10 protein-coding genes are annotated in these 18796 nt (G+C 44.0%); 7 read left to right on the top strand and 3 right to left on the bottom strand.

The features are described from left to right. The first annotated feature begins 157 nt into the window (after positions 1–157). Positions 158–4033, top strand: coding sequence for a discoidin domain-containing protein (locus FKQ60_RS05285; RefSeq protein ID WP_249374274.1), 3876 nt, complete (start codon positions 158–160; stop codon positions 4031–4033). A 58-nt stretch (positions 4034–4091) separates the two neighbouring features. Here FKQ60_RS05285 and FKQ60_RS05280 read toward each other — a convergent pair whose 3' ends face one another. Next, a complete protein-coding gene (locus tag FKQ60_RS05280) occupies positions 4092–4742 on the bottom strand; it encodes an epoxyqueuosine reductase QueH (protein ID WP_161425461.1) in 651 nt (216 codons plus the stop codon). A 352-nt stretch (positions 4743–5094) separates the two neighbouring features. Here FKQ60_RS05280 and FKQ60_RS05275 point away from each other — a divergent pair, with 352 nt between their 5' ends. The 3 genes from FKQ60_RS05275 (at position 5095) to FKQ60_RS05265 (ending at position 8740) form a co-directional block, all read left to right on the top strand. Beyond that, positions 5095–5979 carry a cation diffusion facilitator family transporter gene (locus FKQ60_RS05275; RefSeq protein ID WP_161438944.1) on the top strand — a complete coding sequence of 295 codons (885 nt, stop codon included), beginning with the start codon at positions 5095–5097 and terminating at the stop codon, positions 5977–5979. Between the two features lie 128 nt (positions 5980–6107). After that, on the top strand, positions 6108–7478 hold the full coding sequence (locus FKQ60_RS05270) for a DEAD/DEAH box helicase (RefSeq protein WP_170906147.1): 1371 nt from the start codon (positions 6108–6110) through the stop codon (positions 7476–7478). 131 nt (positions 7479–7609) lie between these two features. After that, complete coding sequence (locus tag FKQ60_RS05265; protein ID WP_158145187.1) at positions 7610–8740, top strand: conjugal transfer protein TraF; 1131 nt, start codon at positions 7610–7612, stop codon at positions 8738–8740. 65 nt (positions 8741–8805) lie between these two features. On the opposite strand, the gene FKQ60_RS05260 is transcribed toward FKQ60_RS05265, so the two are convergent. Together FKQ60_RS05260 and FKQ60_RS05255 are read right to left on the bottom strand one after the other, a co-directional pair. After that, positions 8806–11340, bottom strand: a complete 2535-nt coding sequence (locus FKQ60_RS05260) for a zinc-dependent metalloprotease (protein ID WP_170906146.1) — start codon at positions 11338–11340, stop codon at positions 8806–8808. 442 nt (positions 11341–11782) lie between these two features. After that, positions 11783–12991 carry a NupC/NupG family nucleoside CNT transporter gene (locus FKQ60_RS05255; RefSeq protein WP_158137139.1) on the bottom strand — a complete coding sequence of 403 codons (1209 nt, stop codon included), beginning with the start codon at positions 12989–12991 and terminating at the stop codon, positions 11783–11785. A gap of 925 nt (positions 12992–13916) precedes the next feature. On the opposite strand from FKQ60_RS05255, the gene astA reads away from it, so the two are divergent. The 3 genes from astA (at position 13917) to FKQ60_RS05240 (ending at position 18794) form a co-directional block, all read left to right on the top strand. Further along, complete coding sequence (gene astA / locus FKQ60_RS05250) at positions 13917–14960, top strand: arginine N-succinyltransferase (protein WP_170906145.1); 1044 nt, start codon at positions 13917–13919, stop codon at positions 14958–14960. 39 nt (positions 14961–14999) lie between these two features. Continuing rightward, positions 15000–16343, top strand: a complete 1344-nt coding sequence (gene astB, locus FKQ60_RS05245; protein WP_170906144.1) for an N-succinylarginine dihydrolase — start codon at positions 15000–15002, stop codon at positions 16341–16343. 309 nt (positions 16344–16652) lie between these two features. After that, complete coding sequence (locus tag FKQ60_RS05240; RefSeq protein WP_170906143.1) at positions 16653–18794, top strand: GGDEF domain-containing protein; 2142 nt, start codon at positions 16653–16655, stop codon at positions 18792–18794. The last annotated feature ends 2 nt before the right edge of the window (positions 18795–18796 follow it).

Below are 18796 nucleotides of genomic sequence, written 5' to 3'. Positions count from 1 at the left end.
TCAATTGGTTTCTTTTTTTATTTCGTTATATTTTTATTTGTGACTTAAATCATTCGTTTTGCTTTCTTTATCTGTAATATTAAGGTTTAATCCATAAAAATAAGGTTTTAATATGAAAGGAAATGAAATGAAGACTTTGGCTTTTCGTCTGAAAGTGATGCCAATATTGTTAACAGCAGCGATATATACATCGTGGTCGGTTAATGTCTTGGCCGCACCACTCAGTAATCTTAATCTAGATAGCATCATGCAGAATGGGCAATCTGTTTTTTTGCGTACCATTGATAATCAACATGTAAAAATTAATTTTATTAATAGTCACGTGTTTCGTTTACAAGCCAGCCATAACGACATTTTTACAGATGTTAAAACGGATGCAGTCAACGATCAGTGTGCTAATTTTAAATGTGATAACAGTGATTTTAATGCAGAGGCGCTGCCCAACATTGTTATTAATGATCAACAAGGTCATGTCGCGATCAATGTTTCACAACAAGGTGAATATCATCTCATTACAACCGACGCCCTTGCACTACGTGTTTACCATGCACCGTTAACTTTTGCTTTATATAAATCCGATAATATGACACCGCTATGGAGAGAATTGCAGCCGATAGACCTAGGTGCCTCGGTGGATGGTTTTGACCAAAGTGAACTCAAATTTTATAACAGCAATCTAAAAACGGTACAAACGTTATCCAGTAGTAAGGATGAACATTTCTACGGTGGAGGGCAGCAAAATGGAGAGTTTGAATTTAATGGTAAAATTCTCAAAGCGTCGTATTCTGGCGGCTGGGAAGAATTTGATCGCCCGAGTCCTGCTCCTTTTTACTTCTCAGATAAAGGATATGGCGTGTTACGCCATACTTGGCGAAATGGTGCGCATGATTTCCGCAGTATTGATCAAGCGGTATCTTCTTATAATGAAAACCGTTTTGATGCCTATTATTTTGTTGGGGAGACGCTCCACGAAATAGTTGATCACTATACAAAATTAACTGGACGTCCACATTTGATGGCTCGCTGGGCTTATTATTTAGGTGATGCTGACTGCTATCAAAATAAAAATGGTGCTTATCCTTCTGGTTGGCCTGATTCGCCAGGAAATACAAGAGATGTGGTGGATCAAGTCGCAATACCTTATAAAAATCACGACATGCCAGTGGGTTGGATTTTACCGAATGATGGTTATGGGTGTGGATATTCTGATCTGGCGGGTACGGTGAGTGAGCTAGATAAGCTAGGAATTCAAACGGGGTTGTGGACACAAAAATCACTGGATCAAATTCGTCAAGAAGTCAGTGATGGCGTAAAAGTGTATAAATTGGATGTAGCTTGGACAGGCCCAGGAAAACTTTATTCATTGGCAGCGAATAATGATGCTCATATAGGATTGATGGAAAACTCAACAACGCGAGGCATGATTTGGACCGTCATGGGATGGGCAGGAACACAGCGCTACAGTGTGACTTGGACAGGCGATCAAGCGGCAAGTTGGGATTATATACGCTGGCATATTCCAACATTTATCGGTTCTGGATTATCGGGACAAGCTTATGCCTCTTCAGATGTTAATGGTATTTTTGGTTCGGGTGCCGAAACTTTTACTCGTGATCTCCAATTTAAAACGTTCACACCAGTATTAATTTCTATGTCAGGTTGGGATCGTGGGGAGCGTAAGCATGCTTGGTGGCATGATGGTGATTTTAATGGCAAATTGTATCGGGATATCAATCGGGATTATTTGATGTTGAAGTCTGCCCTTATGCCTTATATGTATCATTACGCTTATCAAGCCGATCAATCGGGATCGCCACTCGTTCGAGCCATGACTTGGGAGTTTCCTGATGACGCGCGTTTGAAAAGTGAAGAGTTTAAATATCAATACATGTACGGTGAGTCTTTATTGGTTGCTCCGGTGTACGAGCCAATGGCAAAAAACAATGGTTGGTATAAACAACTCTATTTACCCACAGGCGAATGGATAGACTTTTGGGACGGGACTCGTACCTCTGTGCCGGATGGGGGAAAAGTGTTGGAATACTATCCCGTTACGATTGATCGAATCCCCGTGTTAGTTCGAGCTGGTGCGATTATCCCGATGTATCAAGGGGCGCGTTCTGATGCACTACAAGATCAATCACATGTGATCATGCAGGTTTTTCCGCACGGTGAAAGCCACTTTACTCTTTATGAAGATGATGGTGAAACCCGTGCCTACCGAGAGCAGAATGCTTACGCAGAAACACAGATCCATGTACAAGCTCCGCATATAGGTACTCCGGGTAATATTACTATCACGATTGAGCCAGCTGTTATACATCATGCTTATGATGGGCAAATTAATCAGCGCAGTTATCACATTCAAGTGAGTTCATTGATTGCTCCGCAGTTAGTTAAACATAATAACCTCGTGTTGAATCAACATCAGACTCAAAATGACTTTGCACAAGCGGATGAAGGATGGTTCTTTGACTCATCTGACAAAAATGGTGTAGTACATATTAAGCTTCCTAAACAGTCCGTATATGAGCAGCAGCAAGTCATGATTGATATTGATGAAGCGGCAATATGGCCAGAAACGCTACCATATCCACAGCCCAACTATCATACGGAATTTGATAAAAGCTTGCTCAAAATTGTTAAACCAATGCCAGCTGAACCTGGAACACCTTTTGTGAATGCATTAGATGGTGATGTGGCAAGCTTATACCATTCACCATGGGAGCCGACAGAACCATCCGAACAAACTCCGATGGATTTTATTGTGCAATTAGGTGGCACATTTAACGTTTCTGGTTTTACCTATTTACCCGATGAAATGGCCGGTAACGGAACTATTACTCAATATCGTCTTTATCTATCGACGACTAATGGTAACTGGGGAGAGCCCGTTGCAGAAGGAACTTGGCCACAAACAGAGGCGTTAAAAATAGCGGATTTTTCAGAAACTGAAGCGAGTTATTTACGTTTTGAAGCGGTTGCCGCGTCTGGTGGCTTTGTCAGTGCGAGAGAGTTTGACATTATTGCAACGAAAAAGCGCACGCCAACCAAAACGATCGAATTAACCGAAGATCATCTCACGATCGAAGGAGAGGTAAAAGTGGGTTCGTCGGTAACGGGTAGTGAAATGCAGATGAATGGATTGAATTTTCAGTCCGGTATTGGAATGCAAGCACCAGCAAACGTCAGTTTTAGCCTTGATGGAACTTGGACGCGCTTAACAGCGGATGTCGGCATCGATGACAGTTGTAAAATTGAAGGCAACAAAGTTAAAGCGAGCGTTTATGCCGACGGTGTAAAAGTATGGGAATATGATCTAGAAGGTCCTGCTGTAGTGAAACCGGATTTGGATTTATACAACATCAAACACATTATATTGCGTACTGATGATATCGATAACGACGTGACGGGGGATTGTGTCAACTGGGCTAATTTAAAATTAACCGGCCCAGAAACAGCAACCTTTAATGAGTTTGATCGGACGGCGATTCGCTTTATTGAAAAACCCAAAGCGCAATCTGGTTCTGAAATCGAAAAAGCTTTCGATGGTGATCTGAATAGTATTTATCATTCACCATGGTTCCCTGAACACGATTCTGAAAAAGCGCCGCAACATTTTGTGATCGATTTGAGTGCTGACTTTATGGTTAGTGGGTTTAGTTATGTTGCACGACCCGGTGCAGGGAACGGAGCAATCGGTGATTATCGTCTCTCTTTGTCTGAAGATGGTCAGAACTTCATAGAAGTTTCGGTAGGAACTTTTGAGCATCGTGATGGCGTGCAAAAATTAGAATTTTCACCGTATCAAGCGAAATACCTGAAATTTGAGGCGTTATCCGGTGTGGGTGACTTCGTCTCGGCTGCTGAGTTTGATGTATTTGCTCAGAAAGTGAAGAACAAGAACCCTATCGAACCGGAGTTATCATCAAGTTCAGGGGGAAGTATGGGGCTGTTCTATTTATGGCAATTATTCCTTGTTGGTTTAGTTCGTTACTATCGCTCCAAGTTTAGTTTTTGTGACCCGAAATAGTAGTTTTTATGTTAAACCTAACCCCTACTTGCCTAAGTAGGGGATTTTCGCTTTTATTTTACTCATCAGTATAATACTGCACACCAATTTGAATTCGTGATCTATCATTGGCCACTCGCCAGCGGTTGGTATCACGCAGTGAATAGATACAGCCGCAGTACTCTTGTTGGTAAAAACGTTCTCGCTTGGCCAGTTCAACCATGCGACTCGCTCCACCTTGCTTGCGCCAGTTGAATGTCCAGTAAGTCAGGCTTGGGTAACGTGCTGCAGCGCGTTGACCACAGTCATTAATTTGCTGCATATTTTTCCAACGCGAGATCCCTAAGCAACTGGTGAAAGTGTCAAACCCATTTTCATGGGCGTACAACGCCGTGCGTTCAAAACGCATGTCAAAGCACTCAGTGCAGCGAATGCCGCGCTCTGGCTCCCACTCCATGCCTTTGACCCGTTCAAACCAGTTTGGCGCGTCATAATCTGCGTCAATAAACGGAATACCCAGTTTTTCAGCAAAACGAATGTTCTCTTCTTTACGGATCAAATACTCTTTTTCTGGATGGATATTCGGGTTATAGAAAAAGACCGTAAGCTCGATTCCCGCGTTAACTATTCGCTCCATGACATCGCCAGCGCAGGGGGCGCAGCAAGAATGAAGTAGGACTTTATTGGATACATTGGGGGTTTCGAGAACGATAGTTTGTAAAGTGGACATAAGCCTAAAGACATGATGGTGAATAAATAATGTTAACGTATTGTACCAATATGCAGCCAGTTTTCTAGCGATTAATGATAAGTCTAAAAAGTGGATGAAATCGGGATCTTTTTTGATTTTTGCTGTTTAAATATAACGATACTTTATGTTTATATTCAATTTTTAATCAAATACGAATCAAGGTAGTGATAATTGTTTTTATTTAATATTATCATGCTGTTTTTATTGGTTTTTATTTTATTCATTTATCATGCTTATGGTTGTTTTTTTATGGAAATTATAGACGTTTTTTGTAAAAAAACTTGTGCTATGATTCGCGTCGATGAGCAGAGTGTTTTTGTGGAGTTCTATAATGAATCGTAAAACCAGCGCAGCACTCATTTCGGTGGGTTCTAATAGCACGTTAATTGTGATGAAAATGACGGTGGGGATTTTTAGTGGCTCGGTGAGTATCATTTCAGAGGCCATACACTCTGCCATGGATCTTATTGCGGCATTAATTGCGTTATTTGCCGTTAGTACCTCCGATTTACCACCAGACGACAATCATCCTTACGGACACAGTAAAATTGAGAACGTTTCAGGCGTATTAGAAGCGTTATTGATTTTGGGTGCTGCAGCATGGATTGTCTATGAAGCGATCAGTAAGCTGTTTAATCCTCAGCCAGTCAGTGCGATAGGGCTAGGCGTAGTCGTGATGTTGATTTCTGCTCTGGTTAACTTATTGGTTTCAAGACACCTTTATCGCGTAGCGAAAGAAGAAGAATCAATCGCGCTACAAGCGGATGCTCTGCATTTAAAAGCGGACGTATTAACCTCACTCGGTGTTGCGGTGGGGCTATCGGTGATGTTAGTCGCCGGATACTTAGGTTATGACTGGTATTTTATCGATGCGGTTGTGGCCATCTTTGTTGCGGTATTTATTTCTCGTGAAGGGGTGAGTTTGTTATGCGAAGCGTTTCGTCCTTTATTAGACCATAGTATTTCGGACGAAGAGTTAGCGCTGACTAGTCAAACTATTAAAAGTGTTTGTGGGCCAGAGATGAGCTTTCATCAGTTACGTACTCGTTATTCAGGCCGTCGCCGTCATATTGATTTTCATCTTACTGTACCTAAATCGATGTGTGTCGATGCTGCCCACCAACAATGCGATAGAATTGAAGCGGCGATCATGGCTGTGCTGCCTAATGCTGAGGTGTTGATTCATGTAGAGCCTGATTATCGCCATTCAACGTAAGGTGTTGTGAGTCGTCAATCGGTCGGTATTTGTAATTAACGGTTGCTACCCAATAGTAAAGGCCTCAAAATGGTGGACTTTGCGCGGCGGTGCCGCGTTGTTTATTTTATTACTATTGAGAATCATATATGGGTTTTACCTCGCTCGGTCTTTCTGCACCAATCCTTAAAGCTATTGAAGAGAAAGGGTATAACACGCCTTCGCCTATCCAAGTGCAGGCCATTCCTGCGGTATTAGAGGGCAAGGATGTCATGGCAGCAGCTCAGACTGGCACAGGAAAAACAGCTGGCTTTACATTGCCTATTTTGGAGCTTTTATCAAAGGGTCCAAAGGTTCGAGCCAATCAGGTGCGCGCTTTAATTCTTACCCCAACACGTGAGCTGGCTGCGCAAATTCAAGAAAGTATTCTAGTCTACGGTCGTTATCTGCCATTAAGCAGTGCCGTCGTCTTTGGTGGAGTGAAAGTTAACCCACAAATGCAGCGGATGTGTAAAGGGGCGGATATTTTAGTGGCTACCCCAGGTCGATTGATGGATCTGTATAACCAAAATGCGGTCAAGTTTGATCAACTGGAAATCTTGGTCTTGGATGAAGCGGATCGCATGTTAGACATGGGCTTTATTCGTGATATTCGTAAGATCTTGAAATTACTGCCAGAAAAGCGTCAGAACTTATTGTTTTCGGCAACATTTTCGACCGAGATTCGAGAGCTTGCTAAAGGCTTAGTTAATAATCCGGTTGAGATTTCAGTCAGCCCTGCCAATTCAACAGCAAGAACTGTTGAGCAATGTATTTATCCGGCTGACGTGAAAAAGAAACCAGCCATGTTGGTTAAGTTGGTCAAAGAGGGTAATTGGCAACAAGTGTTGGTGTTTATGCGGACTAAACATGGTGCGAACCGTTTAGCGACCTATTTAAATGAGCAAGGATTAACCGCGGCGGCAATCCACGGTAATAAAAGCCAAGGCGCACGTACTCGAGCGTTAGCTGACTTTAAAGCGGGCGATATACGTATTTTGGTCGCTACCGATATTGCTGCGCGTGGCATTGATATCCCTCAATTGCCACAAGTGGTCAATTTTGAGTTGCCTAAAGTCGCTGAAGACTATGTCCATCGTATCGGCCGAACTGGCCGCGCTGGAGAAGTGGGTAAAGCGATCTCATTTGTGTGTGAATTGGAAGCACCGGAGTTATTTGCGATTGAACGTTTAATTCAAACGGTATTACCTCGAATGAGTTTGGCCTGTTTTGAGCCCACTAATGTTGTCCCTGAATCGAAGTTAGATGGTCGTCCGCTTAAACCTAAAAAGCCCAAAAAAGTGAAGAAGCCGACAGCGACTCAGCAAAATACGGGTCATCGTGGTCAAACGTCCGGTGAGGGACGCCCTGCGAACAAATCCAATCCTAATTCAGCGAAAAAGAGTCCGTCACATCGTACTCGTCGCCCATCATCAGCAGTCAAGACGCCGGTCGTTAAATCTGCTCCTCGATCTGCTTAAATCCGATTGATGAAAGTCGCGCACTGCACTTTATGGAGTGCGCGATTTAAAAAATGACGGTTATTTAGCGATTTAGCCTTTAGTGTATTAACCTTAGTGATGAGTGTTTTCACGTAAAAGGTGATAAGGATATGCAAAAATACACACAACTGGCAGTGGTGCTTGGGGCGTTTTTTTCTGGTTCTGCGTTAGCGGCGAATGCTGTCGCTGATGCGCGAGGGAATGCAATGGGTAATACTGGGGTGACCACCTCTGATTATCTATTAGCGCCGTTTTATAACCCAGCGTTAACCGCGGTTTATCGTAGTCGAGATGATTTTGGCGTGCTATTACCCGCCGTCGGTATTAACCTGCGCGATAGCGATGATAATTTATCGACGATTGATGATTTACAAGATGTGATCAAAGCGTTTGAAGCTGGTGATACTTCACAAGCAACGCAAGATCGATTGAATCGTTATTTAGATGACTTAAATAACAATAAACCTTTTGCGGTGTCGGGTGGTTTAGGTGTTGCGGTTGCCATTCCGATGAACCGAGTTTCATTAAACTTTTTTGCGCGCGGCTATGTTGAGATCCTCGCGAAAGCGCAGATCAGTGATGATGCCGATCCGGTCAATCGCTATCAAGACTCTAGTGTTGATCTTATGGCCTTTGGTTATTCCGAATACGGGATTGCAGTGGCGAAAATGGTGCAGTATCGCGGCCATCAATGGGCTATCGGTGTGGCGCCGAAAATCCAACAACTCAAGACTTATCAACAGAGCTTAAGTGTTAAAGAATTTGATTTAGATGATTATGATCAGAGTGAAACCAGTGACAGCGCTTTTAACCTCGATTTAGGTGTCGTGTGGTTAAAAGATAACTATCGCGCAGGTGTGGCGGTAAAAGATCTGTTTAGTCAAAAAATCACGACATTTAATGGCATCAATCAATACAAATTGGATACTCAAGTTACCGTCTCGGGTGGTTATGTAACGGATGCTTTCACCGCTGCTGTGGATTTAGATCTCACCAAACAATCTCGTTTTGACGGCAAAGGGGATGATACTCAGTTTTTACGCTTTGGTATTGAAGGTAATGCATGGCGCTGGGCACAACTACGTGCTGGCTATGAGATTGATTTAGAAAGTAATCTTGATAATGCTATTACCGCGGGTATTGGTTTTAGTCCGTTTGATGTGGTGCGTTTTGATTTAGCCGGGAACTACGCTGGTAAACATCAGATGGGGGTAGCGGCTAACCTTTCGCTGACTTTTTAATCCGCCGCTTTGAAATGTATAACCGCTTCAGGTCTACTCGACTTTTGAAGCGGTTTTTTTAATGATTATTTCAGAGCTCTATCGATCATCTGATTAATAAACTGATAATGATTTTTCACTTCATCGCTCACATGTCTTGAGAGACGCATTTTACGAATCGCGTGGAGTTGAGCTAAAGCCTCAGAGCGGGTCACAAAATCGTGCTCACTTTCATTCTCTTTATCAAGATTTGCGATCACAATCAGGCGTTGTACATAACTGACCTGCAGCATTTGACTGATGCTGTTGACTTGTCTGGCATCGACAAAAATAGCGTTAGTTAATTCACTGAGCATCTGATTCACACTGTATTGATTACCATACAATCGACTATCGCTGAGACGCATCGTGACGTTAGGATGCAATAGATGATCGAGGATCATTTGCTGCATAGCAAAGAGGCGTTGGTGAGGTTTCGGATCCTCATTGATACCGTATCGAGCAAACCCGCGTCGTTGAGGCTGCATATAATTGAGTAGCGGCATCATTTCTTGTAAGACATCGGGGGCAAAGACATAGTTGGCTAAAGTACGCATTGCGCGCTGTTGGTCGGCAAGCGCAACCGGAGTAAATGGTTTGACTTGTGGATCTTGTCCAACCACCGCTCGCTCAACATAAATACCACCGATATAGCGCGAAACAACATTGGCTTGATTGAGATAGTGATTAAAGAGCACATTAGCGCTAATCAACAGTTGTTGATGGGATTGACCAGGTAAGCGCGCCGTTTGCAATAATTGAGGATAGGTATGCTTAATCAGCTCAAAACGTTGTGTCGCATAGGTGATAGGGTCCGAGCTGTGTGCGCCAATCATTGCCCGAGGGTCGATGTGTACCCCAGGAAAACGCATGTCATCTGCATCGTTAGCAAATGCCAATTCAGGCTGATGGGAACGCTGTAAAATACGTTCTAGGCGTTGTGACTCTTGTTCAGGGTCTGCAAGTGCGGGAGAGTAACCATATTCAATCGCCCAGATATCGTAAGGCCCAGGTAAGTAACTGTAATAATCACCTTGCGGTTTACCTAGGGGGGCTAAGTTAATCGGTGCGTAATCCATTACCGACCCCGACAATACCCCTTTAGTGAGCGACTTATCGTGAATTTGCTCATTATCCCATAAAGAATGAGACTTCATATTATGATTCAGCCCCAAGGTATGCCCCACTTCGTGCATCACTAAATGGCGTAATCCTTGCTGTAAACGTTCATTGTCGGCAAAGGCTTCTCCGGTCGGTAAACCATAAGTTGCTCTTGCCATCATTAACCCTTGCTGTAGAGAATGGGCGGCAGAGCAATGCACTGGTTGTCCGTTAATGATATGAGTGTGCGTTTGCTGAGTGGGAGTGACAGGCGCGAACACTTGCTCGGTTAACCAAACATTAGACAGAAAAATATGCTCTAGCATGATGTTAGCGGCAATAATTTCACCGGTTAAAGGGTTCGCTAGTGAAGGACCATAACCACCAAACAGAGGTTGAGGAGAAGAGGTCCAGCGTAGCACGTTATAGTTAATATCTCCTGCTTCCCATTCGGCATCATCCGGCTGCTCTTTGACGACCAGTGCATTTTTAAATCCCGCAGCTTCAAAGGCGATATTCCATCCTTCTACTCCTTGACGAATCGCTTCTCGCCATTCATGAGGTGTCGTATTTTCTATCCACCACACAATGGGTTCTACGGGTTCTGAGAGATCTTGCTCTGGGTGTTTTTTCTCCAAGTGCCAGCGATTAATCACATCACCATAAGGTGCCCAACTGCTATCGGTCATCCGATCAAACGATTGAGTAAAGTAGCCAATCCGTGCGTCATCGGCGCGCGGTTGATAGTCATTCTCAGGCAGTGCAATCAATGAATGTTGGAGACGGATCTGCGTGATCCGCGCATCGGCTTGAGCCGAAGAGCTCTCTTGTGGCTCATTGTTTAAGAATACATAGTCGATCACCACGTCGACATTACGCGGATAGACACGCTCCGCGCTAAAACGCGAGCGATGTTCGAGCAGTTCACCCATCATGAACCCTGCTCCTGATGAACGTCTGTCGAGAGTTGGCGTTAGTTTATGCAGTGCATCACCGATGAATAATCGATCCGCGCTGAGTAGGATTTGTCCTTCTTCTTCGGCAATGATTGGTAGGGTTGCCAGTGTCGCTTGACTAATATTCGCGTTGGCTGCGCGGGAAAGAGGGTTATTGGGGTCAAATTGAAAACGAGGATTCAACGCAACGATATCAATTCTATCGAAATAACGGCGAAATTCGATGACGCGAGTTTCACGAAAGTTGCCCCGAAAATGTCCTGCTTCAACAATACCATCCAGACTTTGGGCGAGATAAATCATTGGCTGGTTGAGCTGTGATTCATTGATGGCAAATAACGTTTCACCGGTAGTTTGGTCGCGATAAAAAGTAAGGAAACCTTCTTTATGACTCATGGTTTCAACAATACTGCTGTAACTCATGGAGTCATCGGTAGTAGGCTCTTCAGCCCATAGCGGTGAGGAGCTTAATAGTGCTCCAGCGAGTAGCGCGGTGACTAAACGTTGACGAGAATGCATTATCATGCGGTAACGGTCCTTTATTATTGGAGGATATACCCTTCCTATTGGAGACGGTAGCGGTGTTTGCTGTGTGCCTTTACCCTAATCACCGAGTGATTTGCGTATAGGGAATGACTAGACTGGCTAACTACCTGCAACGTCAAGTCGATAGACGCACAGGCAACCACACACTTCAAACCTAGCTCATTGAATAGTCGCGAGTATTGAGCTTGGCTATCAGACCATTATGCAACAATAAAGTTTATTTATGGAGAGTAGAAAAGAGTAAATCATGAGGTTCTCGATGCAATAGCTGGCAAAACCCAGTGGGTAATCCAGTCGATCATTGAGCGTAGAAGGGGGAAGATTAGATAAGATCTCACTTGCTCTCAAAGGGGGGCGATTAAAAAATAAATGAGAGAGATAAGATAATGAAGAAGGGCAAAGCCCTTCTTCATTAAGAGATTTATAGTGAAATAAACAAACCAGCCAAACAAGCACTCATTAGGTTAGCAAGAGTACCAGCAATCACGGCTTTCAGGCCTAAATTAGCCACTTCTGCTCGACGTTCTGGTGCCATAACCCCAATCGAACCAAGCTGAATCGCGATCGAACCAATATTGGCAAAGCCACATAAAGCAAAGGTAATCACCACTTGGCTGTACTCAGACAGTGCTTCTTTATGTTGGATAAAATCAATAAAGGCCACAAACTCATTCATGATCACTTTTTGGCCGATATAAGAGCCTGCTTGAATCATTTCATGAGCAGGGATGCCGAGTATCCAAGCCAGTGGTGCAAACAGATAGCCAAGTAAGAGCTGTAAAGTGATGCCTTGTAAACCAAACAGCTCAGCAAAGCTCTCTAACCCAGTATTGACCATCGCGATCACGCTGACAAAAGCGATAAGCATGGTTCCGACCGCGACCGCCACCTTCATGCCATTCATTGCGCCGCTTGCGAGAGCATCAATGACATTACTTTGTTCGCTACCATCAATGTGTACATCGGTCTGATCGCACGGTTTTCCTGCTTCAGGGACGATGATTTTCGCCATGAGCAAGCTACCTGGCGCCGCCATAAAGCTAGCGGCAATCAGATATTTTAGCTCAATACCGAGTCCTGCATAGCCTCCGAGCACACTACCCGCTACAGAAGCCATACCGCCAGTCATCACCGCAAATAGTTCTGAGCGGGTTAATTTAGGCAAAAAGGGACGTACTAATAGCGGGGATTCACCTTGTGACAAGAAAATGTTGCCTGTAGCGACTAAAGACTCGGCTTTGCTGGTGCCTAAAAAGCGCTGGATCCCGCCGCCTAACCAAGCGATGACTTTTTGCATAATGCCTAAATAGTACAGCGCAGAGATAAGCGCGCTAAAAAAGATAATGATCGGCAAAACACGAATTGCAAAGATAAACCCAGTATTGGCTAAATCACCAAATAAGAAGGCGATGCCTACATCAGCAAAGCCTAACAGACTTGCAACCCCTTGACTGAGCGCACCAAGGGCGGCTTGTCCCCAAGGAAAGTACAACACCAGAGCCGCAAAACTAACTTGCAGTAATAATGCTCGTGAAACCGTTTTCCAATTAATAATCGCGCGTTTCTCAGAGAGCAGATACGCCAAAGCGAGCAAGACCAGCATGCCCAATAAGCTAAAGATAATCGTCATAATTTTTTTCGATGTCGTGAATGAATGGAAAGAGAGTGGGTGTCATGTTTATAAAAGGCGGGAACAGGCTACGGCACTGGCTAGCAGTGTAGGAGGGAAGTAATGACCTAAGCGGTCGCCGTTGTCTGTTCATAAAGCACCTTTACAAGCAAAGTTAACGAGCTGGTCCTATCCTAGGGTCGTTCACTATTCCATATGACGGCTTGTATTGGTGAGTTCGGATGCACACCGAGCGCGGAGTATAGCGGTACAAAAAGAGATTTTCATCACATTTATTCAATTAATGGATGCGCAGTTTCGATTCTTTCACCCATTAAGCTAAGTAATCGGTTGCTTTGAACATTCCCTGCCATATTTTTATTGGGTCATCATTTCATGATATTTCTATATAAAGCGTTATCTCTGAAATAACGCCTTGCTAAGCAAAATAATCAATGAAGAGAGTAACGAATATGTAGCATGGCTATGCATTAATAATGATTAACTTTTCTTTTTCCAGCGTTCGATTTGTATTCACCGTAGAGTAATTATTGAACCAATAGATTTAGATAGATGAGGGGAAATAAGTATAAATAGCTTAAATTATTGTCGTTATTTATCGAGATAATGTATTTACTTTTCAGTCTATTAAGTTAATTTTTGTCTTGTATATGGTTGGTTTTTTGTTAAAAGTGTTGATATTTTTCTTTATTTGAATTTACTATGTAAACACGACAAAGTTAATCAATGTTTAGCAATAACCACCAAGTTTTAAATAAATAGTAGCACTTTTGGATAATAATCCTTACTTGTTAGCATAACGTGTCAAAAATAATGCATTTTTAGTGATGAGTAGACAGTAAGAATTATTTGTGTGGCTATTTTGCATGGTTATGTTCTTCGCTTACGAACAAGAACATAGCCCATCACAACAAGGATTCAAGTTATGATGCTTATTCGCCCAGTGACTAGGGATGACAAACCCGCATTGCTAGCCTTAGCTAAAAAAACCGGAGTGGGATTCACTTCGTTACCTCATCATGAACAGCGTTTAGCGCAGCGAATTGAAAGAATGCTGGCGACTTGGCAAGGAGAAGCGCCGCTGCATGATCAAGGTTATCTGTTTGTCTTGGAAGAGACAGAAACTCAGCAAGTGGTTGGTGTGAGTGGTTTAGAAGTGGCGATTGGTTTAAATGAACCGTGGTACGATTTTCGGGTTGGGACTTTGGTGCATGCGTCCAAAGAGCTCGATGTTTATAACCAAATGCCGACCTTATTTTTGAGTAATGATCATACGGGATGCAGTGAGCTGTGCACACTCTTTCTCGATCCTGATTTTCGATTAGGTAAACATGGCCATTTATTATCGAAAAGCCGGCTGCTGTTTATGGCCAGTTTCCGAGAACATTTCACTGATAAATTGATTGCTGAGATGCGAGGCGTCTCTGATGATAGTGGCCATTCACCGTTCTGGGAAAGCCTCGGCCGACGATTCTTTTCGATTGATTTTAGCCAAGCGGATCATTTAACGGGGATTGGCCAAAAGGCATTCATTGCCGAATTAATGCCAAAACATCCTCTGTATGTCGATTTTTTATCGGAGCCTGCTCAGCAAGTGATTGCTAAGGTGCACCCTAACACTGAGCCTGCGCGTAAAATTCTTGAAGATGAAGGGATGCGTTATGAAGGCTACATCGATATTTTCGATGCCGGCCCGACTCTGGAAGCGTACATTGATGATTTACGCATGGTTCGTGATAGTGAGTTATGTGAGGTATTGATCAGTGACTCGCCACTACAAGGGGAGGCTACATGGTTGATTGGTAATCTTAATTATCACCATTATCGAGCGATGATCAGTAATGCGCAATACGTTGATCAGCAAATCTCGCTGACGGCTGAGCAAGCGGATCAATTACAAGTACAGCAAGGTGATAAAGTCAGAATTGCCCCATTATTTGCGCAGCCGCGCGTGACCGCGAGTTGTTAATTTCCTCTTTTAAAATCAATAATAATAAGGACGTTGTGTATGTCAGCTTATGAAGTGAATTTTGATGGTCTGGTTGGGCTTACTCATAATTACGCAGGACTGTCGTTTGGTAATGTTGCGTCAACTTCAAATAAAAATGCGGCTTCTAATCCACAGCTAGCTGCGCTGCAAGGGCTCAGCAAGATGAAAGCACTTCATGATATGGGGTTTGTACAGGGCATATTACCTCCCCAAGAACGCCCTTGTATGGCGACTTTGCGTGAATTGGGTTTTAGTGGACGCGATGAGCAAATACTGGCTAAAGTTGCCAAGCAAGCTCCGCAGCTTTTAGCCAACGTAAGCTCCGCTTCATCGATGTGGGTCGCTAATGCTGCGACGGTTTCTCCTTCGGCAGACACGGCCGATAGCAAAGTTCATTTTACGGTTGCTAATCTGAATAATAAATTTCATCGTTCAATTGAAGCCACGACAACCCGCCGAGCACTGCAAGCGGTATTTTCTTCTGCTGAGCATTTTGTCCACCATGCTGCGCTGCCTCAACAAGCCCTTTTCGGTGATGAAGGGGCGGCAAATCATAATCGGTTATGCCGTGATTATACTGCGCCTGGGGTTGAGCTGTTTGTGTATGGTCGTCAAGCATGGGGAGGAGACGTTGAACCACAGCGTTTCCCTGCTCGACAAACTCGTGAAGCGAGTGAAGCGGTGGCGCGGTTGCATCAATTAAACGCTGCGCAGCGAGTGTTTATCCAGCAAAATCCAGCGGTGATCGACCAAGGGGTTTTTCATAATGATGTGATTGCGGTTAGCAATGGACCGGTATTGTTCCATCATCAGCAAGCGTTTCTCGATCAAGCGCGTGCTTTTGCTGAGCTAGAGCAAAAACTGAATGCCTTAGACAGCCCATTTATCCCGATTGAAGTTCCGACCGAGTTAGTTGCGGTGCAAGATGCGGTAGACAGTTACTTGTTTAACAGCCAGCTATTAACCAAAGCCAATGGCAAAATGCTGATTGTCGTTCCTGAAGAGTCTCGTCAAAACCCGCGAGTGTGGGCGTATCTGCAGCAATTGATCACCAGCGGTGGACCGATTGATGAAGTTAAGGTGTTTGATCTGCGCGAAAGTATGTGTAACGGCGGTGGTCCGGCTTGTTTGCGTTTGCGTGTTGTTCTCAATGCATCAGAACTTAAAGCCACTAACTCACGATGCTTAATGGATGATCAACGTTTTGAAACGCTCAATCAATGGGTGAAAAAGCATTATCGCGATCGATTACTTGAGGCGGATTTGGCTGATCCGCAATTATTAATAGAGAATCGAACCGCACTTGATGAGCTAACTCAGATCATGGGCCTCGGGTCGTTATATCCATTTCAGCAAGCCTAATACATTGAATCCGTAGAGCAGAGGTGAGTTCTCTGTTCATCGGCAATAATATTTGGTCATCCGGATCATTTTCCGCGTTAAGCGTTAATCTTGTCTGTGAAAATTCTCACTATTGAGAATTTTCACAATTAATGACTGTGTTTTCCCGCTAAAATGGAAACAACCTCTCAAAAATGCAGCTCATCTCTAAGATACATAAACCCTTTTAGCCAATTTGCGGCGCGGTTAACAGAGACTATGGGATTCGATTGAGTAACGCTGCTGGATTCTCTAATTTGACGCTAGGCACACTCTATTTAGGCCATGGTCATGTTCTCTCGTACCCTAGCAAAACAGCTCTCGACTTGCAGTAGTCATCGTATGTTGACTGAGGTTATCTTTCCCTTTTTACGCCAGATACTTTTACCTCAGGCGATGCACATCTTCCATGCACCTTCTCATCCTTATCAGGCAAAGAGTATTTTTACAGTAGGGCAACCGCTGTCAGTGGCTCAGTATCCAGAGACGTTTTGGTTGTGGGCCGCCCAATTTGATTGTGCCGATAATCTGATCCCTCTCGCTACTAATACTTGCAACTGGGATTATCAGCAGGACATCCCATCAGAAGCGTATTTATTTACCCTCGATAACCACAGCGATAAACGGACCTATTTATTGTTTGAGGGAGTCTGTGAGCAGCGAGTGAGTCAGTTATTGGCGACCGGGGGGCTTGAATGCTTACCGCTGATAGCGGCTCGTTGGCAGTGTATCCGCGCCGAAACGGACGCTGCGCAAGAGTTTAAGCTTCGTGATAGCCGTGAGGCTAAGTATCGCGATGAGTTAACGCAGCGCGAAATTTTTATTGATAACATGAAACTGGTGCATCAATTAGCTCTTACCTTATCAAATCCGAGCAATTTGGATGAGTTGCATCGTGCATCGGTTGAAGCGGTGCGCGATAAGCTGGGGTTTGATCGAGTGGCTTTATTTTTATTAGACATCAAAAAACGCTGTTTTAGCGGCACTTATGGGACGGATGAGCAAGGACGAACGATAAGTGAGCATCATACTCAGTTCGATTTACATCAGTTAGAGCCACGATATATCGAAGCGATCGCCGACGGAAACTCAACGTTGGTGATCATCGATGATGCGCCGTTGTATACCGCAGGTGAGGTGATCGGGCAGGGATGGAATGGCATGCTATTGCTGCGTGATGGTGAAGAAGTGTTTGGTTGGATAGCGATGGACAACTATTTTCGTCGTCAACCGATAGGTGATTATCAACGCCAGATGCTCGGTTCTTTTGCTTCGTTATTGGCGCAAATTTATATTCGTAAACGGCAGGAACAAAACATGCGTATGTTACATGCAAGCATGGTCGAATTATCGCGTTGTTTGACGGTGAGTGAAGTGTGTAAAACGGCGGTAGCCTTTGCGATTAAGCGCATGGGTATCGATCGCATGGCAGTATTTTTGACCGATGAACAGTGCGGTTATTTGCAGGGGACTTGGGGAACTGATATTCAAGGGAATATCGTCGATGAGGGTTATTTTCGTAGCTCTGCGATTGATAATGAAATCGTCCTTTTGGCCAAACAAGCACCAAATGAGGTGGTGTTCAAAGAGTCGGTGCCCATCTATCACGATAGTCAAATTGTTGGATTTGGTTGGACGGCGATGACGATGTTGACTGATAACGATAAACCATTGGCGTTTATTTCAGCTGATAACCTGATCCGCCGCTCTCCGTTAACGTCTCAGTTACGAGAAGTGATCCGCATGTTCGCCTCGAATTTAACCGAAGTCTTGATGCGTGCTAAAGCTCAGCAAGCGATCAATGAATTGAATGAAAACCTAGAGCGTGAAATCTATAACCGTACCAGAGAGCTACAAAAAGCCAATGAGAAGCTGGATTTGCTGGCCAAAATGGATCCACTGACGCGTTTAGGCAATCGGCGTATGTTGACTCATTTGTTAGAACAAACCTGTGAGCAATATGCGGCTAAGCCGGTTGATTATGGGGTTATTTTGCTCGATATTGACCACTTTGGGTTATTTAATAACTATTATGGGCATCTTGAGGGGGATATCGCGTTAATGCGGATTGGTAAAGTGCTCAGTCAACATACTCAGTCTGCTGGAGAGCAATTTTGCCGGATCGGCGGCGAAGAGTTTGTCTTGCTACTGACTAGGCATAATGCTCAGCAAGTCGCCGCGTTAGCCGAAACGATTCGCTGTGCGGTCGAGCAAGAGAATATTCCACATCACACTAGCCCTGTTTCTTCATGTTTAACGGTCTCGATTGGTTACTCTGTTGCCCGTTTTACGCCGAGTGAAATTCAATTTGAGCGTATGTACTCTGAAGCCGATAAAGCGCTTTATCAAGCAAAGCATCAAGGACGCAATACCGTGGTTGGGGCCGAATTGACCCCAACTACGCCTGACTCGTTTGAACACCTCTCCTCTTAATA

Origin of the sequence: Vibrio sp. A11 (assembly GCF_013048705.1) — a bacterium.
Taxonomy (GTDB): domain Bacteria; phylum Pseudomonadota; class Gammaproteobacteria; order Enterobacterales; family Vibrionaceae; genus Vibrio; species Vibrio metschnikovii.
Note: the sequence above shows the minus strand (reverse complement) of the source record. Positions and strands in the feature narration are given on the sequence as shown.